This window comes from Streptomyces olindensis (genome assembly GCF_040645895.1).
Lineage (GTDB): Bacteria > Actinomycetota > Actinomycetes > Streptomycetales > Streptomycetaceae > Streptomyces > Streptomyces olindensis.
The window spans coordinates 39,615-60,233 of record NZ_JBEYZD010000007.1; the positions used below are offsets into that span (position 1 = coordinate 39,615).

At 74.9% G+C, this 20,619-nt stretch carries 19 protein-coding genes and 1 pseudogene; 6 read left to right on the plus strand and 14 right to left on the minus strand.

Translation table 11 applies throughout. From position 1 onward, the window contains the following. Positions 1-14 precede the first annotated feature (14 nt). The 7 genes and pseudogenes from ABZ948_RS05925 to ABZ948_RS05955 form a co-directional block, all read right to left on the minus strand. Positions 15-1,019: a Rieske (2Fe-2S) protein gene (locus ABZ948_RS05925; RefSeq protein ID WP_359757630.1), complete on the minus strand. Its 1,005-nt coding sequence runs from the start codon at positions 1,017-1,019 to the stop codon at positions 15-17. Then, on the minus strand, positions 1,012-1,995 hold the full coding sequence (locus ABZ948_RS05930) for a phytoene/squalene synthase family protein (protein ID WP_359757632.1): 984 nt from the start codon (positions 1,993-1,995) through the stop codon (positions 1,012-1,014). Before ABZ948_RS05930 ends, ABZ948_RS05925 begins: the two co-directional genes overlap by 8 nt. Then, complete coding sequence (gene crtI, locus ABZ948_RS05935; protein WP_359757634.1) at positions 1,982-3,553, minus strand: phytoene desaturase family protein; 1,572 nt, start codon at positions 3,551-3,553, stop codon at positions 1,982-1,984. Before crtI ends, ABZ948_RS05930 begins: the two co-directional genes overlap by 14 nt. Next, positions 3,550-4,692, minus strand: coding sequence for a polyprenyl synthetase family protein (locus ABZ948_RS05940; RefSeq protein ID WP_359757636.1), 1,143 nt, complete (start codon positions 4,690-4,692; stop codon positions 3,550-3,552). The genes crtI and ABZ948_RS05940 overlap by 4 nt, the downstream gene beginning before the upstream one ends. A gap of 160 nt (positions 4,693-4,852) precedes the next feature. Then, positions 4,853-6,430, minus strand: coding sequence for an SDR family oxidoreductase (locus tag ABZ948_RS05945; protein WP_359757638.1), 1,578 nt, complete (start codon positions 6,428-6,430; stop codon positions 4,853-4,855). A gap of 81 nt (positions 6,431-6,511) precedes the next feature. After that, a pseudogene (locus tag ABZ948_RS05950) lies at positions 6,512-6,865 on the minus strand (MMPL family transporter); the annotation flags it as partial. A gap of 186 nt (positions 6,866-7,051) precedes the next feature. Then, positions 7,052-7,531, minus strand: a complete 480-nt coding sequence (locus ABZ948_RS05955) for a MarR family winged helix-turn-helix transcriptional regulator (RefSeq protein ID WP_359757641.1) — start codon at positions 7,529-7,531, stop codon at positions 7,052-7,054. A gap of 125 nt (positions 7,532-7,656) precedes the next feature. Between ABZ948_RS05955 and ABZ948_RS05960 the strand changes: the two genes are divergently transcribed. After that, positions 7,657-9,021, plus strand: a complete 1,365-nt coding sequence (locus ABZ948_RS05960) for a pyridoxal phosphate-dependent decarboxylase family protein (protein ID WP_359757643.1) — start codon at positions 7,657-7,659, stop codon at positions 9,019-9,021. A gap of 68 nt (positions 9,022-9,089) precedes the next feature. Here ABZ948_RS05960 and ABZ948_RS05965 read toward each other — a convergent pair whose 3' ends face one another. From ABZ948_RS05965 to ABZ948_RS05975, 3 genes are all read right to left on the minus strand, one after another. Next, on the minus strand, positions 9,090-9,971 hold the full coding sequence (locus ABZ948_RS05965) for a universal stress protein (protein ID WP_359757645.1): 882 nt from the start codon (positions 9,969-9,971) through the stop codon (positions 9,090-9,092). Positions 9,972-10,164: 193 nt separating this feature from the next. Continuing rightward, positions 10,165-10,839, minus strand: a complete 675-nt coding sequence (locus ABZ948_RS05970) for a helix-turn-helix domain-containing protein (RefSeq protein WP_359757647.1) — start codon at positions 10,837-10,839, stop codon at positions 10,165-10,167. A 19-nt stretch (positions 10,840-10,858) separates the two neighbouring features. After that, positions 10,859-11,935 (minus strand): zinc-dependent alcohol dehydrogenase family protein, encoded by a 1,077-nt coding sequence (locus ABZ948_RS05975; RefSeq protein ID WP_359757649.1) that lies wholly within the window; start codon positions 11,933-11,935, stop codon positions 10,859-10,861. Between the two features lie 218 nt (positions 11,936-12,153). On the opposite strand from ABZ948_RS05975, the gene ABZ948_RS05980 reads away from it, so the two are divergent. Beyond that, positions 12,154-12,537: an STAS domain-containing protein gene (locus ABZ948_RS05980; protein WP_359757650.1), complete on the plus strand. Its 384-nt coding sequence runs from the start codon at positions 12,154-12,156 to the stop codon at positions 12,535-12,537. Positions 12,538-12,586: 49 nt separating this feature from the next. Here the strand turns inward: ABZ948_RS05980 and ABZ948_RS05985 are convergent, their stop codons facing one another. Then, positions 12,587-13,468, minus strand: a complete 882-nt coding sequence (locus ABZ948_RS05985) for a universal stress protein (protein ID WP_359757652.1) — start codon at positions 13,466-13,468, stop codon at positions 12,587-12,589. Between the two features lie 54 nt (positions 13,469-13,522). Continuing rightward, positions 13,523-14,407, minus strand: coding sequence for a universal stress protein (locus ABZ948_RS05990; protein ID WP_359757654.1), 885 nt, complete (start codon positions 14,405-14,407; stop codon positions 13,523-13,525). Positions 14,408-14,629: 222 nt separating this feature from the next. Here ABZ948_RS05990 and ABZ948_RS05995 point away from each other — a divergent pair, with 222 nt between their 5' ends. Beyond that, entirely contained in the window at positions 14,630-15,331 is a 702-nt protein-coding gene (locus tag ABZ948_RS05995) for a response regulator (protein ID WP_359757656.1), read from the plus strand. 114 nt (positions 15,332-15,445) lie between these two features. Here ABZ948_RS05995 and ABZ948_RS06000 read toward each other — a convergent pair whose 3' ends face one another. Further along, on the minus strand, positions 15,446-17,179 hold the full coding sequence (locus ABZ948_RS06000; protein WP_359757658.1) for a sensor histidine kinase: 1,734 nt from the start codon (positions 17,177-17,179) through the stop codon (positions 15,446-15,448). Between the two features lie 212 nt (positions 17,180-17,391). On the opposite strand from ABZ948_RS06000, the gene ABZ948_RS06005 reads away from it, so the two are divergent. Next, positions 17,392-18,402, plus strand: a complete 1,011-nt coding sequence (locus ABZ948_RS06005; protein WP_359757660.1) for a 2-hydroxyacid dehydrogenase — start codon at positions 17,392-17,394, stop codon at positions 18,400-18,402. A 39-nt stretch (positions 18,403-18,441) separates the two neighbouring features. Here ABZ948_RS06005 and ABZ948_RS06010 read toward each other — a convergent pair whose 3' ends face one another. Beyond that, positions 18,442-18,882: a pyridoxamine 5'-phosphate oxidase family protein gene (locus ABZ948_RS06010; RefSeq protein WP_359757662.1), complete on the minus strand. Its 441-nt coding sequence runs from the start codon at positions 18,880-18,882 to the stop codon at positions 18,442-18,444. A gap of 286 nt (positions 18,883-19,168) precedes the next feature. On the opposite strand from ABZ948_RS06010, the gene ABZ948_RS06015 reads away from it, so the two are divergent. Together ABZ948_RS06015 and ABZ948_RS06020 are read left to right on the plus strand one after the other, a co-directional pair. Then, a complete protein-coding gene (locus tag ABZ948_RS06015; protein ID WP_359757664.1) occupies positions 19,169-20,071 on the plus strand; it encodes a universal stress protein in 903 nt (300 codons plus the stop codon). Between the two features lie 37 nt (positions 20,072-20,108). Then, a complete protein-coding gene (locus ABZ948_RS06020) occupies positions 20,109-20,612 on the plus strand; it encodes a flavodoxin domain-containing protein (protein WP_359757666.1) in 504 nt (167 codons plus the stop codon). Positions 20,613-20,619: the final 7 nt, after the last annotated feature.

Consider the following 20,619-nt stretch of genomic DNA (forward strand, 5'->3'; position numbering starts at 1 on the left):
CACCCGGGGTGGTGTCACCCGGGGAAGCGTCCGGTGCTGCGCAGTGTCCAGCGCCGCTCGGCGTAGGCGAGGTCGTCGCGCCACAGCCGCCCGGCGGTGCGCCGCATCAGGGGGCGGAGCACGGGGGCGGCGGCCCGGGCCAGGGCGAAGCCGCGCCGATCCGAAGTGGCGACGACCGCCTCGACGACGGCTGTCCGCGGCCGTTCGTCGGCCGCGGACGTCAGCGGCGTGGCGTGCGTCTCCACGACGGACGTGGCGCCCTCGCCGTCGGTGATGCGCATGAGGACGGTGCGTGGCCCGGGCGCGGTGAACTCGGCCCGCACCGGGACCACCAGCCGGCCCGCCACCCGGAAGGAGACGTCGACGACGAAGGCGTCGTCCTGGTCGCCCCGGGGCGCGCGGGCGACCGTCAGGTCGACGAAGGAGTGCGGGTGGAACCAGGACCCGTGCCAGGGGTCGAGCCGGTTGGCCACCACGTCCTGCGGTTCGCACCGCCCGACCGCCGTGAACACGGCGTCCACCCCGGTGCCGGGCGCGGGACGCTCCGGAACGACGGGCCGCTCCGACGGCTCCTCGCCGCCGACCCCGTCGAGCCGCACCCACACCAGCACCCCGTCGTCGTGGACGGGGTACGGCTGCCAGCCGGCGGCCGCGGAACCGTCCAGCGCCAGTCCGTGCCAGTGGCACACCAGCGTGCCGCACACCACCCGGCCGTCCCGCAGCGGAGCACCGAGGTGCGGGCAGATGCCGGAACCCGCGTGCAGGTCGCCCGCCTCCGACCGCCACAGCACCACCTCGACGCCGCCGACGGTCCTGCCGTGGGGGCTGCCGGGGCGCACGTCCCGGGAGGCGCCGACCACGAACCAGTTCCCGGAGGGCCGGGCGGACGCCCGTTTCAGCGCGTCGGCGATCAGCGCGGGCCGCGCCGCGCGCCAGGTCGGCGTCTGCTCCGCCCAGTCCGGTCCGCGGCGCCGCCGCAACGGCGACGTCCAGCCTGCCCTGCCCGCTCGCTCAGCCACGACCCGGTCCCTTCCGTTCCAGTGCGCCGGGGGCCGCCGCGGGTGCCGCGCGCCATCGCGCGCCGGCCACCTTGAGGAGCCCGGCCGCGGCGGTGGCCGCCCGTCGGCGGCGCGGTACCACCGCACGGCGGTGCAGCACCGTGTAGTCGTGCCGCGCGATCGTGTCGAGGATGCCGCCGTAGAGCGTGAACGCCGTGCCGATGCAGGGGCGCACCCGCGGGTCGAGCATCGCGATGCCCGGTTCCGCCGCCCGGTACACCTCCCTGGTCATGGCCTCGGCCGCGACGAACGCCGCCCGGATCCGCGGATCGTGGCGTCCGGTGCGCCGGCTCCACTCCAGCAGCGGCCGGTCCACGCCGTGCGCGGCGAGCAGGTCCGCGGGCAGGTAGACGCGGCCGCGGTCCAGGTCCTCGCCCACGTCCCGCAGGAAGTTGGTGAGCTGGAACGCCACGCCGAGGTCGGCGGCGTGCCGGGCGGCCTCCTCGCGCGGGACGACCGTGCCGAGCACCGGCAGCATCTGCAACCCGATCACCGCCGCCGAGCCGTGCATGTAGGCCCGCAGGTCGGCGTATTCCGGATAGTCCGTGACGGTCAGGTCGGCGCGCATCGAGGCGAGGAAGTCGGCGAAGTGCGTCACCTCGATGCCGTACCGGTCGGCGGTGTCGGCCACGGCCCGGACCACCGGGTCGCTCCCGCCGCCGGTGCGCAGCGCGTGGGCGAGGTCGCCCTCCAGCCGCGTCAGCAGCAGACCGGGCTCGTCGGGGGTCCGGTGCCGGTCCGGGTCGTCGACGATGTCGTCGGCCCGGCGGGCGAAGCCGTACAGCGCGTGGACCGCCGAGCGGCGTTCCAGCGGCAGCAGGCGGGTGGCCAGGAAGTAGGTCCGGCCGTGCCGGGCGTTGAGCTGCCGGCACCGGGTGTAGGCCTCGCGCAGGCCGGGGTCGGTGATACCGGCGGCGTCCAGTTCACGACGGGTCATGGGCACCTGCTCGGGTGGGGGCGGACGGGAGTTCCCGCACGGCGGGGCGCGGCCGGGACACCGGAGGGCGGCGTCCCGCGCCGCCCGTGATCCGGGCGGCCGCGAGCTTGCCGCTGATCAGCACGGTCGGTACGCCGACGCCCGGGGTGGTCCCGCAGCCGGCGAGTACGACGTTGTCCAGCCCGCGGACGAGGTTGCGCGGCCGGAAGGGGCCGGTCTGGGCGAAGGTGTGGGAGACGGAGAAGGGGCTGCCCGCCGCGTGCCCCTGGGCCGTCCAGTCGAGCGGCGTCACCAGGAGTTCCTCCTCGACGCTGTCGGCGAAGCCGTCGAGGCCGCGGCGCTCCAGTTCGGCGACCAGGCTGTCGCGGTAGCGGGGGCCCAGGTCGCGCCAGGCGGCGGCGGACGGGCCGACGTCGGTGTTGGGGCAGGGCGCGAGGACGTAGTGGAGGTGGCGGCCCGGCGGGGCCAGCGAGGCGTCGTGGGCCGTCGGCCTGGTGATCAGCAGGGACGGGTCGCTCATCAGCGCTCCCGAGCGGGTCAGTTCGTCGAAGGTGCGCTCCCAGGCGGCGCCGAAGGACAGTGTGTGGTGGGCGAGGTGGGGCCAGGTGCGGTCGGTGCCCGCGTGCAGGACCACCGCGGACGGCGCGTGCCGCAGTGGTACCGGGCGCCGGGGTGTCCGGCCGAGCAGCCGGTGCGCGGTGGGCAGTTCGCAGGTGAGCACCACGGCGTCGCACGGGATGCGCTCCCCCGAGGCGAGGCGGACGGCCCGCACCCGGCCGGACCGGCGTTCCAGCGCGCTCACCTCGGCGGACCAGCGCAGCTCGGCACCGGCACCGGACGCCGCTTCCGCCATCGCCCGGGGCAGCGCGTGCAGGCCGCCCTTGGGGAACCAGACGCCGGCCACGGTGTCCATGTAGGCGATCACCGCGTAGGCCGCGAGCGCCCGGGCGGGGGCGACACCGGCGTACAGGGCCTGGAAGGAGAAGACGCGGCGCAGCCGGTCGTCGGTGAGGAAGCGGCCGATCCGGCTGTCCAGCCGCCCGAAGCCGCCGAGCGCCGCCAGCCGGGCCAGGTCGGGGTGCGCGAGCTGGAACGGCGAGTCGAAGTTGGTGTCGATGAACCGGCGCATCTGCGCCCGGTACAGCCGCTCCAGCCACTCCCGCAGCCTGCGGTAGCCCGCCGCCTCGGCGGGTCCGGCGAAGCGCCGCACCTCCGCCTCCATGGCGTCGCCGTCGGTGTGCACGTCGAGCGAGGTGCCGTCCGCGAAGCCCGCCCGGTAGGCGGGGTGCAGGGCCACCAGCTCGACGTGCCGGTCGAGGCGGTCGCCGACGGCCGCGAACGCCTCGTCGGCCAGGTGCGGCATCGTCAGCACGGTGGGCCCCGTGTCCACCTGGTAGCCGCCGAGCCGTACGCGCCCGGCCCGGCCACCCGGCCCTGCGTCCCGTTCGACGAGCGTGACCCGCCGTCCGGCGCCCAGCAGATGCAGGGCGCACGCCAGGCCGGACAGTCCCGCGCCCACCACGACGACGTGGTCCGTCGGCCCCGTCACCGTCCTCATACCAGCTCCTCGGCGGGGCGCGGGGCGACGCCCGAGGCCCGTTCGACCAGGGCGGCGAACTCCCGCCGGGCGTCGGGCCCGGCGGTGGCCGCAGCGAAGTGGCGCAGACCGGCCGCCGCCAGTTCCCCGATCCGCGCCTCGATCTCCGCCCGGGCGCCCGTCCGCTCCAGGGCCGCCCGCATCCCCTCGACGGTGTGTGCCGTCCGTGAGCCCGCGTCCGGGGCCAGGACCGCGGCGGATTCCTGGTCGCCGACGGCTTCGGCGAGCCGGACGGCGACGGCGAGGAGCGGGGTGAGCTTGCGGGAGCGCAGGTCGTCGTCGGCGGGTTTCCCGGTCCGTGCCGGGTCGCCGAAGGCGCCGAGGAGGTCGTCGCGCAGCTGGAACGCCAGCCCCGCGCACCGGCCGGCGGCCCGCAGCGCCCCCAGGGTGCGGGCGTCCGCACCGGCCAGTGACGCGCCCAGCGCCAGGGGCCGCTCGACCGTGTACAGGGCGCTCTTGAGGACGGCGACGGTCAGCGCCTCCTCCTCGCAGGACGAGCCGCTCGCCTGCGCGTTCAGGTCGCGGTACTGCCCGGCGACCATCTCGGTGCGCATGGCCCGCCACTCGCCGAGCAGCCGGGCGCCCCGCGGCGTGCCGAGCGCCGTCTCCGTCAGCAGGTCGTCCGCCCACGCCAGCGCCAGGTCGCCCGCGAGGACGGCGGCCGACGTCCCGAACGACTCGGCGGAGCCGTAGGTGCGGCCGGTCCGGTGGACGCGGGTGAAGTCCACGTGTATCGCCGGAGCGCCCCGGCGCAGGGGGGAGCCGTCCATCACGTCGTCGTGGATGAGGGCGCACGCCTGGAGCAGTTCGAGGGCGGCGCCCAGACGCAGGACCTCGGTGGCGTCGCCCGAGCCGCCCGCGGCCCGCCAGCCGCACCACACGAACGCCGTGCGCAGCCGCTTGCCGCCATGCCGGACGAACGCGGCGACGCGGTCCGCCATGTCGTGGGCGAACAGCGCGTCGGTGTCCCGGGCCTGCCGCAGGCGCTCCGCGAGCACCCGCTCGAGGACGTGCTCCACGGCCCGCGTGGCCTGCTGGGCGGTGCGCGGGGTGTCGTCCGCTTCCGCCGGTCCGGCCGTCGTCGGCCGCGGTCCAAGCATGCGCTGCCCCTTCTCGGTTCCGGTCGTCCGCACATCAGTGCTTCCACGGGGAGCGGCGTCTTGGATGCGCCGAAGGGGCGACGCGGCCGGCAGGCGAAGTGAACAGGACGACCGCGACGGTCATGGCGTCACTCCTGGTGAGGTGGTGCGGTGCTGCGGATCACGTCTGCCGCTGCCGGGTCTTTCGCCCGGCACGGCGCCGCCGGATGCGCGGAATACCGGGGGCGCGCGATGCGACCCGGCGTCCGCTCGTGCCGTCGGCCGCGGCCCGGGCGATGTTGCGCGCCATGCCGCCGAACACCACGGCGTGGAACGGGGCGACGCTCCACCAGTAGGCGTGGCCCAGCAGGCCGCGGGGGTGGAACAGGGCCCGCTGCCGGTAGCGGGTGCGGCCCTCGTCGTCGGTCTCGGCGCGCATCTCCAGCCAGGCGAGGCCCGGCAGCCGCATCTCGGCGCGCAGCCGCAGCAGACGCCCCGGCTCGATCTCCTCCACCCGCCAGAAGTCCAGCGAGTCGCCCACCCTCAGGCGCTCGGTGTCGCGCCGTCCGCGGCGCAGTCCGACCCCGCCGGCGAACCGGTCCAGCCGGCCCCGGACCGCCCAGGCCCGCGGGGAGGAGTACCAGCCGTTCTCGCCGCCGATGCCCTCGATCACCCGCCACAGGGCCTCCCGCGACGCGTCGACCGGCCGGTGCCGCTCGTCCCGGTAGAGGCTGCCGCCCGCCCAGTCGGGGTCCGTGGGCAGCGGATCGCTGGGCGCCCCGGGCACCGACGCCGAGGACCAGCGCGTGGCGACCTGCGCCTCCCGCACCCTGCGCAGCGCCAGGGCGAGCGCCTCGTCGAAGGGCAGCGGCCGGCCCGGGGCGTCCGGCACGTGACGGGCGATGTCGTGTTCCCGGCAGACGACCTCGTGCCGCAGCGACTCGGTCAGCGGCCGGGCGATCGAGGCGGGCACCGGGGTGACGAGGCCGACCCAGTGGCTGGACAGCCGGGGGGTGAGGACCGGGACCGGCACGATGAACCGCCGCGGCAGCCCGGCAACGGCGGCGTACCGGAGCATCATGTCCCGGTAGGTGAGGACGTCGGGGCCACCGATGTCGAAGGCCCGGTCGACGTCGGCCGGCATGGTCGCCGACCCGACGAGGTAGCGCAGCACGTCCCGGACCGCGATCGGCTGGATCCGGGTGTGCACCCAGCTGGGGGTGACCATGACGGGCAGCCGTTCGGTGAGGTAGCGCAGCATCTCGAACGACGCCGAGCCGGAGCCGATGACGACGGCCGCCCGCAGCACGGTGGCGGGCACGGGCGAACCGAGGAAGGTCTCCCCCACCTCCGCCCGGGACCGCAGATGCGGGGAGAGAGACCGCTCCGGGACGTTCCGCGGTGTGAGCCCGCCGAGGTAGACGATCCTCCGCACACCGGCGATCCGCGCCTGCTCGGCGAAGGTCCGGGCGGCCTCCCGGTCGGTGTCCTCGAACCCGGAGCCGGTGCCGAGGGCGTGCACCAGGTAGTAGGCGACGTCGACACCGCGCAGGGCGGCGGCGACCGACTCCGGGTCGGTGACGTCCCCCTGGACGGTCTCGGCGTGCTTCGCCCAGGGGTGGTCGCGCAGTTTGCCGGGCGTACGGGCGAGACACCGGACGCGGTACCCCTGTTGCAGCAGTTCCGGCACCAGGCGCCCGCCGATGTACCCGGACGCCCCGGTGACCAGGCAGTGCAGCCGCTGCCCTTCCGTCGCCATGGTCGCGCCTCCCGTGCCTCGACCCCCGTGCCGTGCCGCCGGATCACGGCCCCGACGTGAACACTTCCGGCGGGGCGCCCGTCACGGATGCACGGCCCGGGTGCCGCCGGACGACTCAGCCGCGGGCGTGCCGTCGGCCCCTGGCCGGGCCGGGCGGGCCAGGGCGCTAGGCCACCCCGCGTGCGGCCCGATGTCGATCATCAGCGCGGGCACCAGCAGCGAGCGGACCACGAGCGTGTCGAGCAGCATCCCGAAGGCGACGATGAACGCGATCTGCACCAGAAACGCCAGGGGGATCACCACCAGCGCCGCGAACGTCGCCGCGAGCACCACGCCCGCCGAGGTGATCACCCCTTCCGTGGTGGTCAGCCCGCGCAGCACGCCCTGCCGGTCGCCGTGCGCGAGCGCCTCCCCCCGGACCGGGGACATCAGGAAGTCTGCTGCGCGGTGCAGCCGCCGACGAGCGCTTCGGCGCCGGTGACGCGTGCACCCTCGCGCGCAGCCGCTCGACGGTCGCCTTGGCGGCGTCGCTGTCCCGAGAAACCGGAGGGCGTCGTCCGCTTCCTCGCCGAGATGGACGCGGAACTCGCCCCGCTCCGTCAGGGATCCGGCTGAGGTCCGTCAGGTGTCGCCCAGGGACTTCCCGATCTCGCCCAGCGCGCCGGTCATCCGGCGGTAGTCGGCGGGGGCGAGCGGCGCGACGAAGTACTTCTCGACGACCTCCGCGTGGACGGCGGCGGCCCGCAGGAACACCGTCCGGCCGCGGTCGGTCGCCTCGACCAGGACGCTCCTGCGGTCCTCGGGGGCGGGCACGCGGCGCACCAGCCCGGCCGCCTCCATGCGGTCGATCAGACGGGTGATGCCGCTGCTGGTGAGGGTGAGGTCGTCGGCCAGGCGGCGCTGCGAGACCTCTTCGCCCGGGTCCCGGCAGAGCCTGATGAGGACCTCGAACATCGTGTGGCTGATCTCGCACTGCCGCCGCAGGACCGTGTCGATGCGCTGCTCCAGGCGGGTGGCGGCCTTGATCAGCAGCCCGAAGTCGTGCACGAGCGGACTGCGGGCGGCGCGGGCGGCTTCGTCGTCTCGGTTCGGCGTCTTCACCCGGCCGACTTTACTGCCACTTCACCTACTGTTTCCTCAAATACTGAGCAGTCAATTGCTGAGTAGTCAACGAAAGTCGTATGGTGGCGGCCCACCCCCTCAGCGAGCGGCAGAAAGGGAGATCAGTGGACCTCCAGCACTGGCTCGGCCGGGCCAACGACGCGATACAGGAATGGGCCGACACCTTCGGGCCCTACGAGCGGCACCCGTCCCTCCTCGTCGAGGACGACCGCTTCGCCGCCGCCTTCAAGGAGTTCACCGGGCGGCTGAAGGACAACTACCCCTTCTTCCACCCGCACTACGCGGGCCAGATGCTCAAGCCACCGCACCCGGCGGCCGTGGTCGGCTACCTCACCACCATGCTGATCAACCCCAACAACCACGCCCTGGACGGCGGCCCGGCCACCGCGCGCATGGAACGCGAGGCCGTGGCGCGGCTCGCCGCGATGTTCGGTTACGACACCCACCTCGGCCACCTCACCACCAGCGGCACGATCGCCAATCTCGAAGCTCTCTTCGTCGCCCGGGAGCTCCACCCCGGCCGGGGCGTCGCCTACAGCGCCGACGCGCACTACACGCACGGCCGCATGTGCCACGTCCTGGGCGTGAAGGGCCATCCGATCCCCACCGACGACCGGGGGCGCATCAGCCTCGACGCGCTCGAGGACGTCCTGCGGACGGGAGAGGTGGGCACGGTCGTCCTCACCGCCGGCACCACCGGCCTGGGGGCCGTCGACCCGGTCCACGACGCCCTGGCCCTCAGGGACCGCTACGGCGTCCGGCTCCACGTCGACGCCGCCTACGGCGGTTTCTTCACCCTGCTGGCCGGCGCCGACGGGCCCGAAGGGCTCCCGCCGGAGCCCTGGCGGGCGATCGCCCGGTGCGACTCGATCGTCGTCGATCCGCACAAGCACGGGCTCCAGCCCTACGGCTGCGGCGCCGTCCTCTTCCGCGACCCCGAGGTGGGCCGCTTCTACCTCCACGACTCGCCGTACACCTACTTCACCTCCAGCGAGCTCCACCTCGGGGAGATCAGCCTGGAGTGCTCACGCGCCGGGGCCTCGGCCGCCGCCCTGTGGCTCACCTTCCAGCTCCTCCCGCCCACGCCCGACGGCCTCGGCCGCGTCCTCGGGGCCGGCCGGCGCGCCGCCCTGCGGTGGGCCGAGCTGATCAGCGCCTCGGACGCGCTCGAGCTGTACCAGGAGCCCGAGCTGGACATCGTCGGCTACTTCCCGGTGGTGGAGCCCGCGACCCTCACCGCCGTCGACGCGGCGTCGGCACGGGTCCTGGCCGACGGCATGGCGGACCCCGATCCGGTGTTCCTCAGCACCCTCAGGGCCGACCACGAGGCGTTCACCGCACGCCACCCCAAGGTCGAAGCGGACGGCGACGGGGCGCGCATCCTGCGCAGCGTCCTGATGAAGCCGGAGTCCGAGCACCACGTGGAGCACCTCCACGACCGGGTCGAACGCCTCACACGGTCACTCTGAATCCGGTGTGCGCGGCGTGAGACCGTCGCCCCCCATAGTCGCCCTCCCCTAGTCGCGCTGCGGTACGACTAGTCGCGCTGCGGCACGACGGCCACGGGGCACTCGGCGTGGTGCAGCAGGGTGTGGGCCACCCTGCCGAGCTGGAGGCCGAAGTGGCCGTGGCGGCGCCGCGCTCCGACGATCACCAGGTCGGCCGCTGCGGAACGGTGCACGAGCACCCGGCGGGCCGGGCCCTCGACCGTCGTCCGACGCACGCGTACCGCCGGGTGGTCGGTCACGGCCTCGCGGAGCAGCTCGTCGAGCTCCTGACGGGCCCGCTCCTCCGCGTCACGCTCGGCTGCTTCGGCGAGCGCGGCGTCGCCGGCCGTCTCGGACGCGGGGCAGCGCCAGGCCCGGACCACGTCGAGGACGCACCCGCGGGCCTCGGCCTCCCGGAAGGCGAAGCGCGTCGCCTCCTCACCGGTCTCGGCGTCACCGGCGCCGAGCAGGACGCGCTCGTGCGCACCGGCCAGACCGGCCCGGTCGCCGCGCACGACGATCACCGGGCAGTGGGCACGGGCCGCGACGGCCAGCCCGACCGATCCGAGCAGCAGCCCCTTCAGCTCGCCGCGCCCGCGCGAGCCCGTGATCAGGGCGGTGGCGTTGTTGCCCTCGTGCAGGAGGGCGTCCGCCGCGTCGGCGAGGAGGACGTCGGTGGACACCTTCACGTCGGGGTGGCGCCGCCGGGCCCGCTCCGCCGCGGGGGCGACGATGTGGTCGGCCCCCGCCTGCCCCGCGGGGCGTCCCGCGCCGACGGACGGGGTGCGGCCCTCGTACCGCTCCCAGAGGGAGCCGTGGACCAGCCGCAGCGGGCATCCGTGCCGGGCCGCCTCGTCCACCGCCCAGTCGACCGCCGTCAGGCTGCCGTCCGACCCGTCGACCCCCACGACCAGGGGCAGTTCCCACGTCATCGCTCCCACCGCCTACCGGGGCAGTCTGCAGCTCCACTCCCACCGTCGCACCGGCGGCGGCCGCCCGCGAGGGGCGGTTCGGCCCCCTTCGGGCCCAGAGGTCCGGCCACCGGCATGGTCCGACCGGCCCCCCCCGGTGGCTCCCGGTCTCAAGACGGCGAGCCGCCGCGTTCGGACCGGCGATCCGCCGCGTTCAGACGGTGATCCGCCGCCCTGTCACGGCGACGGGCTCGACGCGCAGCCACAGCTCGCGCCGGCCTCCCGCCCAGGGCGGGCTGTAGGCCTGGTCGTCCAGGCGGGCCGTCTCGTCCGGATCCGTCACGGCCCTCGCGGGTCCGCGCACCAGGACGCTCCAGCCCTCGCTGAACGCCTCGTCGACGCGGTCGACCTCGAAGGCGACCTGCCGGCCGTCCGCCCCTGCGAGGACCGTGCCCGGTTCGGTGCGGAACACGATCGCCCCGTCGACGACGCTGTAGTTGACGGGCAAGACGACCGGACCGGCGTCCGCGGCGACGGCGAGGCGCCCCACTCCGTGCGTCGCGAGCAGCGCACGGCATTCCGCTTCGGTCAGCTCCGCGAACCGCGGTGCCCAAGCGGCCCGTCCGAGGCCGGGCGGCAGCTCGGTGTCGCCCCCGGTGAGGTGCCAGACCGTCGTCCTCAGGACACCGGCCAGCCGCAGCAGGGTGCCCGCGCCCGGGTCCGCCCCGGGCCGCTCCTCCAGGTACTGGAGATAGGCCGGGGCCATGCCCGCCTGCGCGGCCGTCTCCTGCCGGGACAGGCCGAGTGCCGTGCGCCGCTGGCTGATGCGCCGCCCGAGGTCGCCCGCCGGGCGCCCCTCCACGGCATGGGACGGGGCTTCGTCGCTCATGGCCCGTCGCCTCCTTCGCTCATCGGACTGCCTGATAGGGGACGACTTCCTCGTGCGGTTCCTCGCCCAGCACGACCTTGAGCGCCCCCGTGTCGGCGGCGCGGGCGAAGACGTCGTACGCCTCCTCCATCCGGGCCAGGGGGAAGGTGTGCGTGACCAGTTGTCCGGTGGGCAGGCGGCCGGCCGCCGCCATCCGGAGCAGCGTGGGCGTGGAGTACGTGTCCACCAGGCCGGTGGTGATGGTGACGTTCTTGATCCACAGGTCTTCCAGGTGCAGGGTCGCGGGCTTGCCGTGCACGCCGACGTTCGCCACGTGGCCGCCGGGCCGCACCACGCGCGCGCAGAGTTCGAAGGTCTCCGGGACGCCCACGGCCTCGACGACCACATCGGCGCCCAGCCCGTCGGTGAGGTCCGCGATCAGCTGCTCGGGGAGTTCCCGGGCGTCCGCGACCGCGTCCGCGCCGAGTCGTCTGGCGGCGTCCAGCCGGGCGGCGGCGAGGTCGACGGCGACGATCCGCTCGGGCGCGAACAACCGGGCCGTGGCGACGGCCGCGAGCCCGACGGGTCCGGCGCCGACGACGGCGACGGTGTCCCCGGGCCGCACGTGCCCGTTCAGCACGCCGACCTCGTAGGAGGTCGGGAAGATGTCGGCCAGCAGCACGGCGTCCTTACCGGCCAGCGTGCTGGGCAGCGGGTGCACGGAGAGGTCGGCGTGGGGCACGCGCACGAACTGGGCCTGGGTGCCGTCGATCAGGTGGCCGAGGATCCAGCCTCCGCCGCCCCGGCACTGGCCGTACATGCCCTCCCGGCAGTAGCGGCAGCGGCCGCAGGCGGTGATGCAGGAGACCAGCACCCGGTCGCCCGGGCGCACGGTGCGCACGTCGCCGCCGACGTCGACGATCTCGCCGACCGCCTCGTGGCCCAGCACCGTGCCCGGACGTACCTCGGGGACGTCGCCTTTGAGGATGTGCAGGTCCGTGCCGCAGATGGTGACGGCGTCGACCCGCACGACGGCGTCGGTCGCCTCCTTGATCCCGGGGTCCGGGACGTCCTCCCAGGCGGACTGTCCGGGACCGTGGAAGACGTAGGCCTTCATGGCGTTCCCACCTTCCTGGAGCGGCCGACACGACCGGTTTCACCCCACTTCCAGCTTGGCCCGGATCGCGGCGACGCGCTTGGTCCGGTCGGCCCCTCCCCCGGGTACCTGCGCGCCCGCCGGCCCGCCCCTCGCGCCGACGAACGGCCCGTTCGGCCCGCCGGATCAGGGCCGAACGGCCCTGTCGCCCGCCGGTGCCGCCCGGCTTTCCTCGGACCATGTCCGAGACCCTTGGCAGGTCCGCCCGGCAGTCCGCGGAACGCCGGGCACACGTCGTGGCGCTGCGCGGTGAGATCGACCTGCTCACGGCACCCGCCCTGAGGGATCGCCTCGACCTGCTGACCGCCGGTCCGAGCCCCGACCTGGTGCTGGACCTGCGGGCCGTGTCCTTCGTCGACTGCGTGGGGTTCGGGGTGCTGTGCCGGGCGCGCAACCGCGTGCTGGCACGGCACGGCCGGCTGCGTCTGGTCACCGGCAGCGCCTTTCTCCGCCGTACCCTGCGGCACGCAGGCCTCGCGGGCGTCTTCGAGGTGCTTTCCGGCATGCCGCGGGACATGGCCGGCCCGCTGACCGCCGGCGCCGCAGACGGGCCGGGCGGCTGACCGGCCTCCGCGCGCCTCCGGCGGATCGCCGCGGTACGGGCCGGCGCGGTCACGCCCGCTCGGGCACGACGGCGACGGGGCAGGACGCGTGGTGCAGCACGGCATGGGTGACGCGGCCGATGTGGAGGCCGAAGCGGCCCTGCGGGTGCCGGGCACCGACCACGAGGAGGGCGGCGTCGGCCGACGCGTCGAGCAGCGCCGTCCGGGCCGGGCCCTCGACGATCCGCCGGCGCAGCTCGACCCCCGGGAACTCCTCGGCCGGCGCGCGCAGCCCGGCCTCCAGTGCCTCGACGGCGCGCTGCCGGTGTGCCTGGGCCGGTTCGCCGGTGAGCAGCAGGTGGTCGGTGGCCTCGTGCGCGGGCGCGTGCCAGGCCCGAACGGCCTCGACGGGTACGCCGCGCCGGCCCGCCTCGCGGAAGGCGAAGCGCACCGCCTCCGAGTCCGCCGTCAGGTCGGGGACCCCGACGACGATGTGGCCGCCCCGGGCCCGGGACCCGGCCCGGTCGTCGTGCGGGCCGCGCACGACGATCACCGGGCCGTCGGCGCGCCCGGCGACCGCCAGGCTCACCGATCCCAGCAGCAACTCGGCGGCGCTCCCGCGGCCGCGGGAGCCCAGGACCAGCGCGGAGGCCTTGCGTGCCGCACGGCGGAGTACCGGCACCGGCCCGGCGGGCACCACCTCGGTGGTGACCTTCGTGCCGGGGACCCGCTGCCTGGCACGTCTGGCCGCGGCGACGACGAGGACGTCGGTGAGGATCCGCTCCGAGGTCCCCTGGCTCGCGGGGAAGACGGCCCGCTCGTAGCGCTGCCACAGCGACGCGTACACCACGTGCAGCGGGACACCGCGCAGCGCGGCCTCGTCGGCGGCCCAGTCCACGGCCCGCAGGCTGGACTCCGAGCCGTCGACGCCCACGACCATCGGCCGGTCCATCCCCCTCATCCTCTCCGGGCGGGCCCTTCCGCGCGAACGAGCGCCGGTGGACCGTCAGTCGTGGGCGACCACGGCGACGGGAGCGGCGGCATGGTGGAGCACGGCATGCGTGACGGGGCCGATGTGCGCCCCGAACGGACTGCGGCGGATCCGCCGCCCCACGACGACCAGGGAGGCCTCGTGCGAGGCGCTGATCAGATGCCCCGCCGGGCTGCCCGAGCGTGACTCCTCGACGACGTCGACGGACGGGTACTTCTCCCGCCACGGGAGCAGCGCCTCGGTGAGCGCGGTGGTCTCCCGGCGGACGACATCGTCGCCGCCGTAGAGGTCGTACGGGGACGGCTTCCAGCCGTGCACGGCCCGCACGCCGGTACCGCGCCGGGCCGCCGCGTCGAAGGCGAACTCGATCACCGACGCGTCGAGGTGGTCGGTGTCGAGGCCGAGGACGACGGGCCGGTACGGGGTGGCGGCGGACGGAATGCCGACCGGGTCCCTCTCGTGCTCGTCCGCCGCCTGTTCACCGGCCCGGACCAGGATCACTGGGCACTCGGCGTGCGCCACCACGGCGAGACCGACCGACCCGACCAGGAATCCGCCGACACCGCTCAGCCCCCGCGAGCCGAGGACGAGCAGCTCGGTGCTCCTGCCGGCCTCGCCGAGCACCTCGCTGGGCCGGCCGGTCAGGACCTCGGCCGTCACCTGGAGTCCGGGATGCCGCAGCCGGAGGCCCTCGGTGGCCTCGCGAGGGATCCGCTCGCTCCAGCGCTGCCCGGTCCCGGCACCGAGCAGGGGGGCCTGGACCACGGGTTCCGGCACGGGTTCCCACACGTGGAGGACCTTCAGCGGCAGACCGCGCAGCTTCGCCTCACGGGCCGCCCATTCGGCGGCGGCCCGGCTCTCGGGCGAACCGTCCAGACCCACAGTGATCGTGCCGGACATCTCTCCACCTCCGGAGTAGGGGCTCACGGTTCGAGCGTCCCCCCGACGGACCGTGGCGGTGCAGGGGTCCACTGGTCCCGCACGGGGACCGGCCGGCACGCTGGCCGTCTCGGTGGGACTGGGCCGGTCGGCCCTAGTGCGTCCGGGCCCCGGCACGTGATGATCGTGGGGACGGACGGCCGCAGTCCGTGCTTGCGCCGTTTCGAGGAACGAGGGGCCGACATGAGCGAGCCGCGCACCTTCACCGAGGAGCACCCCATCCGGGTCTTCCTGCTCGACGACCACGAGGTGGTGCGCCGCGGCCTGGCGGACCTGCTGGACGCCGAACCGGACATCTCGGTGGTCGGGGACGCGGAGAACGTCCGGCACGCGCTGGCCCGGGGCCCGGCGCTCCGCCCCGACGTGGCCGTGCTCGACGTACGCCTGCCGGACGGCGACGGCATCACCGTCTGCCGCGAGCTGCGCAGCCGGATGCCCGAGCTGGCCTGTCTGATGCTGACGTCGTTCGACGACGAAGAGGCCCTCCTCGACGCGATCATGGCCGGGGCCTCGGGTTACGTGCTCAAGCAGATCAAGGGGTCCGACCTGGTCTCGGCCGTGCGCACGGTCGCGTCCGGCCGGTCCATGCTCGACCCGGAGACCACCGCCCGGCTGATGCGCTCGCTGCGCGCCGACCCGTCCGAGGAACCGGCGCTCGCCCCCGAGCTGGCGGGTCTGTCGCCGCGCGAGCGGGAGATCCTCGTCCTGATCGGGGACGGTCTGACCAACCGCGAGATCGGCAGGAAGCTCTACCTGTCCGAGAAGACCGTCAAGAACCACATCTCCCGGCTGCTGGCCAAGCTCGGGGTGCAGCGGCGCGTCCAGGCCGCGGTCCTCGCGTCGCAGGTGGAGCAGCCCGAGACGGACAGGCGCGCGGCGCGCTGAGCCCGGCCGCGGGGCACCCCGCGACCGGCCCGGCCCGGCCCGCCGGCTGACGCCCCGCCGCCGGACGATCGGCGGTCAGCCGGGCGCCGGCCGTACCTGTACCGCGATCGGCGGTCAGCCGGGCGCCGGCCGTACCGGTACCCGCCACACCACCTGTGTCCCGCCGCCCTCCGGGCGCTCGTCGAGGCGGAGTTCACCGCCGAGCGCGGCGGCCCGGTCCTCCATGTTCCGCAGCCCGCTGCGCGCGGTGCCCGGCGGGATGCCGCGGCCGTCGTCGGCCACCGTGAGGGTCAGCTCGCCCCGGGCGTACCTCAGGTGCACGTCCACGGAGCGCGCCCCGGAGTGCCGGGCCGCGTTGCTCAGCGCCTCGCCGAGCACCGCCAGCGCGTGGTCGGCGACCTCGCCCGGCACGTCCGTGTCGACCAGCCCCTCGATCCGCACCGCCGGGGCGAAGCCCAGGGCGGAGGTCGCCGCCGTGACCGCGTCCGAGACCCGGCCCCGCAGGCCGCTCCCCTCCCGTGTGCCGCCGCCCTGCGCGCGCAGCCCGAAGATCGTGGAGCGGATGATCTTGATGGTTTCGTCCACGTCGTCCACGGTCCGCGACAGCCGCTCCGCGGCCTCCGGGTGGTCGATGAAACGCTGGGCGCTCTGCAGGGTCATCCCGGCCGCGAACAGCCGCTGGATGGCCAGGTCGTGCAGGTCGCGGGCGATCCGGTCACGGTCGCGCAGCAGCGCGATCTGTTCGGCGTCCCGGCGCCGCTCGGCCAGTTCAAGCGCCAGGGCCGCCTGCTCGGCGAACCCCCGCAGGGGGCGGGTGTCGGCGTCCGTGAACGGCGTACGACCCGCCGAGCGCCCCAGCAGCAGCACACCGCCGGCCTTGCCACCGGCCCCCAGCGGCACGCCGACGACGGGGCCGAGGCCGGCCCACTGCGCGTCGTCCGCGCTGGTCCGCGGGTCCTGACGGATGTCCGCGCTCACGGCCGGCTCCGCCGTCGTCAGCACGGCGGCGACGAAGCCGTCCTGCCCGGACATGAGCAGGCCGCTGCGCCGCTCCGCGTCCAGCCCGACGGCCAGCAGCGGCCGCAGGGTGCTCTCCTCCGGCACCCGCTCGGCGATCATCCCCGCATCGGCGCCGGCGATCCGCCGCGCCTGCTCCACGACCAGTTCCAGGACGTCCGTGCTCGGCGCGCCCGACAGCAGAGCGCGGGTGACCTCGGAACTCGCCCGCAGCCACCGCTCGCGCAACCGCGTCTCCTCGTACAGCCGCGCGTTCTCGATGGCCACGCCCGCCGCCACCGCCAGGGTGGACAGCACCGACTCGTCCTCGGCGTCGAACTCCGCGGCACCGCGCTTCTCGGTGAGGTACAGGTTGCCGAACACCTGGTCGCGCACCCGGATGGGCACGCCCAGGAACGAGTGCATCGGCGGGTGGTGGGGCGGGAAGCCGTAGGACGACACGTGCTCGGAGATCTCGGCCAGCCGCAGCGGCTCCGGGTGGCGGATCAGCTCGCCCAGGATGCCGTGCCCGCTGGGCAGGTCGCCGATCCGGGCCCGCTGTTCGTCGCTGATGCCCACGGTGTGGAACTCGGAGAGCATGCGGTCTTCACCGATGACGCCGAGCGCGCCGTACTCGGCGTCCACCAGCACCACGGCCGCCTCGACGATCCGCCGGAGCGCCTGCGCGAGGTCCAGCTCCCGCCCGACCGACAGCACCGCCTCCAGGAGGCTGTGCACGCGGTCCTGGGTGCCGCGCGCCGCGTCGATCCGCGCCTGGAGTTCGTCCAGCAGTTCGTCCAGTCGCAGCTTGGGCAGGTGCTGCTCGGATCGCCCGGGCCGTTCCCCGCTCATCGTCTCCTCCGACCGGTCCCGCGCACGCGGCGTGATGGGCGCCTCATCCCCTCACGATAGTGGGTGGGGCCTGGTCGGGCGGGGTTGCGGCCGCACGCTCCGCCAGGGCCGACGGGCCCCGTTCGCCGGACCGGCCGGCCCGGGCGCGGGCGGGGAAAGCCGCCTATGGTCGCTGGAGGGACAGGCCCCTCGTCAGGCGGGAGCGGAATGCCGTGAAGATCATCGCGTACGGGGTCCTCACCGACGAGCAGCCGCTGCTCCGGGCCGCCTTCGACCGAGCGTTCGGCGATCGGCACGAGCTGCGGTGCCTGCAGCTGTTCCTCGACCGGGACACCGCCCCCACCGCGACCGGTCACGAGACCGTGCTCAGCAGCGTCAACGACACGCTGGACGCGCCGGTGCTGCGGGACCTCTCCCGGGGCGGCGCCCGGCTGATCGCCCAGCGGGCCACCGGCTACAACAACATCGACCTGGCCGCGGCCCGGGACCTCGGGCTGACCGTGGCCCGGGTGTCGTCCTACTCTCCCCACTCCGTCGCCGAGTTCGCCTGGGCGCTGGCCCTGGCCGTCGACCGGCGCATCGTCCGGGCCGCGCACCGCACGCGCGAGTTCGACTTCCGCCTCGACGGTCTGCTCGGCCGTGACCTGCACGGCCGCACCGCGGGCGTGGTGGGCACGGGCAAGATCGGCGGCGCGTTCGCCCGCATCGCCCACGGTTTCGGCATGCGCCTGCTCGGCTGGGACATCGTCGAGAACCCCGGCTGCTCCGCGCTCGGCATGGAGTACGTGTCGCCCGAGCTGCTGTTCGCCGAGTCGGACCTGGTCAGCCTGCACGTACCGCTGGTACCCGACACGCACCATCTGGTGGACGCCCGGATGCTGGACCTGATGAAGGCGGACGCCGTCCTGGTCAACTCCAGCCGCGGCGGCCTGGTCGACACCGACGCCCTGCTGGCCACGCTGCGTGCCGGCCGGCTCGGCGGCGTGGGCCTGGACGTGTACGAGGAGGAGGCGGGGGTGTTCTTCCTCGACAAGTCCCTGGAGGTGATGACCGACGAGCGCCTGGCCCGGCTGATGACCTTCCCCAACGTCCTGGTCACCTCCCACCAGGCGTACTTCACCCGCGACGCCGTCGGCCAGATCGCCGAGACGACCGTGCGCAACGTCGAGGACTTCCTCACCGGCCGGACCAGCGTCAACACCCTGGTGCCAGCCGGTCATTGACTGTTTCGCCGGCGCGCCTCCCCGCGGCGGACCGATGCCTCACGTGGAGAGCCGGCCGCCGTACGGAGTGCGTCCGTCGACGAGTTCGCGCCCGGTGACCAGTTCCGGGGCCACGCGGACGAAGACGTCGTCCGGGGCGGGGTGCCAGGCGCGTGGCCCTTCCCGCAGGAGCCGGGCGTGCTCGTCGGGATCGGTGACCAGGGTGGCGGTGCCGGTGACCACGACGCTCCAGCCCGAGTGGGCGAGCGCGTCGAATTCGTCGGCCTCGAACGCCACCACCGCCCCGGCGATCGCGCTCACCAGGGCCGAGGCGACCGACGTGCGGAGCAGCACCGCCCCGTCGTCGGCCGTGCCGAAGTTGACGGGCAGGACCGCGGGCAGTGCCTGCCGGGTGAACACGACGCGCCCCACAGGCACCTTGGGCAGGAAACGCAGGCACTCCTGCCGGCTCAGTTCTCGGAATCCGTCGTCGGGGTACATCGGCCGTCTCGTCTCTCACCCAGGGGGCCGTTCCGCGGATTCCCATCCTCGGACGGCAGCCGTGGCCGGGCCAGGGCCTGTCGGTCCAGAACGTTCCGCCACACGGCCCAGTGGTCCGTCGGCATCCCGGGCCGGAGAGGGCGTCCTTCCGGGGTGCGTCCCCGGGCGGGGGCCGGATGGTCCCGGGCCGGGTCTTGTGGCCCCTGGCTCCCGTGCCGGCGGCGGTCGACGCTGGAGTGGAAGCGGCACGTCGGTTGCCCCGTGACCAACCAAGGAGGTGGCGGTCATGACCAGGCCGGTCGTCGCTGGTGTGGACGGTTCTCCCGAGAGCCTCGCCGCCGTCGAGTGGGCGGCCCGGGAAGCCCTTCGCCGAGGACTGCCGCTCCGGCTCGTGCACGCCTGGGAGGCAGGGCTCCCCGAGGGCGCCCCCGAGGCGGTGCTGCCCGAGCTGAGGGCTCCCCAGTCCCACGCCCGGCACACCCTGCGCAGGGCGCTCGACCGGGTGAGCGAGGAGTACCCGCAGCTGTCCGTCACCGCGGAGCAGGTGTGCCGACTGCCCGTCCACGCCCTGCTCGCCGAGGCCCGGAACGCCGATCTCCTGGTCATCGGCAGCCAGGGACCCGGCGGGCTGGGCGGATTCGTCTCGGGGTCGGTCGCCATGGCCACCGCGGCCCGTGCCGAGCAGCCGATCGTCCTGGTACGGGCCGGCCGGACCGCCGAGGACGAGCACGTGCCGGACGGCGACGGGAAGCCGTCGGTCCGCACGCCCTTCCGTGACGTCGCGGTCGCCGTCGACGTCGACGGTCCGAGCGACGAGGTCCTCGACGTCGCGTTCCACGCCGCCGACCTGCGCGGGGCCCCGCTGCGTGCCGTCCACGCCTGGCACCTGCCGTTCTCCCGCGGCCTCCCGGACGCCGCCGAGGCACGCGCACGGATCAGGACGGAGGCGGCACGCGAGCTGTCGGAGCTGCTCGAACCCTGGCGCTCGAAGTACCCCGCCGTCGTCGTCGAGGAGAGCCTGCGCGAAGGACGGCCGGCACACGTCCTGGTCGGAGCCGCGGACGGAGCGGGCCTGCTCGTGGTGGGCAGCCGCAGGCGCCGCGCGGCGGTCGGCCCGCGCACCGGGCCGGTCGCGCACGCCCTGATCCACCATGTGCGCTGCCCGGTCGCGCTGGTGCCGCACGACTGACGGCCGCTCGCTCGGCCCTTGAGGAGGTAAGGCGGTCATGAACGAGAAGGTGCTGGTGGCCTACGGGTCCACCAACGGATCGACGGCCGGGATCGCCGAGCACATCGGTACGGTCCTGGCCGAGGACGGGCTGGCCGTGGACGTGCAGCCGGCCGCGGACGTCACCGACCTCACGGCGTACGGCGCGGTCGTCCTCGGCGGCGCCCTGTACGCGGGCCGTTGGCAGCGCGATGCCCGTCGCTTCGCACGGCGGCACCGCGAAGCCCTCGCCGAGCGGCCGGTGTGGCTGTTCAGCAGCGGCCCGCTGGACCCCTCGGCGTCCGAGCGGGACATCCCGCCCGCGCCCCGCGTCCGACGCGTGGCGGACCGCGTCGACGCACGGGGTCACACCACCTTCGGGGGACGTCTGGAGGGCGACGTCAAGGGGCGCATCGCCCGGATGATCGTCAACTCCGGGAAGGGCGGCGACTACCTCGACTTCGGGCAGATCGGCGACTGGGCGGCCGGGGTGGCCCGCGACCTGCGAGGCCCCGGGACCTGATCCGCGG

Coding starts and splice junctions, on each gene's coding strand:
- ABZ948_RS05995 (WP_359757656.1), top strand. CDS start 14,630: ATGAGCGAGCCGCGCACCTTCACCGAGGAGCACCCCATCCGGGTCTTC.
- ABZ948_RS06020 (WP_359757666.1), top strand. CDS start 20,109: ATGAACGAGAAGGTGCTGGTGGCCTACGGGTCCACCAACGGATCGACG.
- ABZ948_RS05940 (WP_359757636.1), bottom strand. CDS start 4,692: ATGCTTGGACCGCGGCCGACGACGGCCGGACCGGCGGAAGCGGACGAC.
- ABZ948_RS05930 (WP_359757632.1), bottom strand. CDS start 1,995: ATGACCCGTCGTGAACTGGACGCCGCCGGTATCACCGACCCCGGCCTG.
- ABZ948_RS05945 (WP_359757638.1), bottom strand. CDS start 6,430: ATGGCGACGGAAGGGCAGCGGCTGCACTGCCTGGTCACCGGGGCGTCC.
- crtI (WP_359757634.1), bottom strand. CDS start 3,553: ATGAGGACGGTGACGGGGCCGACGGACCACGTCGTCGTGGTGGGCGCG.
- ABZ948_RS06000 (WP_359757658.1), bottom strand. CDS start 17,179: ATGAGCGGGGAACGGCCCGGGCGATCCGAGCAGCACCTGCCCAAGCTG.
- ABZ948_RS05965 (WP_359757645.1), bottom strand. CDS start 9,971: ATGACGTGGGAACTGCCCCTGGTCGTGGGGGTCGACGGGTCGGACGGC.
- ABZ948_RS05970 (WP_359757647.1), bottom strand. CDS start 10,839: ATGAGCGACGAAGCCCCGTCCCATGCCGTGGAGGGGCGCCCGGCGGGC.
- ABZ948_RS06010 (WP_359757662.1), bottom strand. CDS start 18,882: ATGTACCCCGACGACGGATTCCGAGAACTGAGCCGGCAGGAGTGCCTG.
- ABZ948_RS06015 (WP_359757664.1), top strand. CDS start 19,169: ATGACCAGGCCGGTCGTCGCTGGTGTGGACGGTTCTCCCGAGAGCCTC.
- ABZ948_RS05990 (WP_359757654.1), bottom strand. CDS start 14,407: ATGTCCGGCACGATCACTGTGGGTCTGGACGGTTCGCCCGAGAGCCGG.
- ABZ948_RS05985 (WP_359757652.1), bottom strand. CDS start 13,468: ATGGACCGGCCGATGGTCGTGGGCGTCGACGGCTCGGAGTCCAGCCTG.
- ABZ948_RS05975 (WP_359757649.1), bottom strand. CDS start 11,935: ATGAAGGCCTACGTCTTCCACGGTCCCGGACAGTCCGCCTGGGAGGAC.
- ABZ948_RS05980 (WP_359757650.1), top strand. CDS start 12,154: ATGTCCGAGACCCTTGGCAGGTCCGCCCGGCAGTCCGCGGAACGCCGG.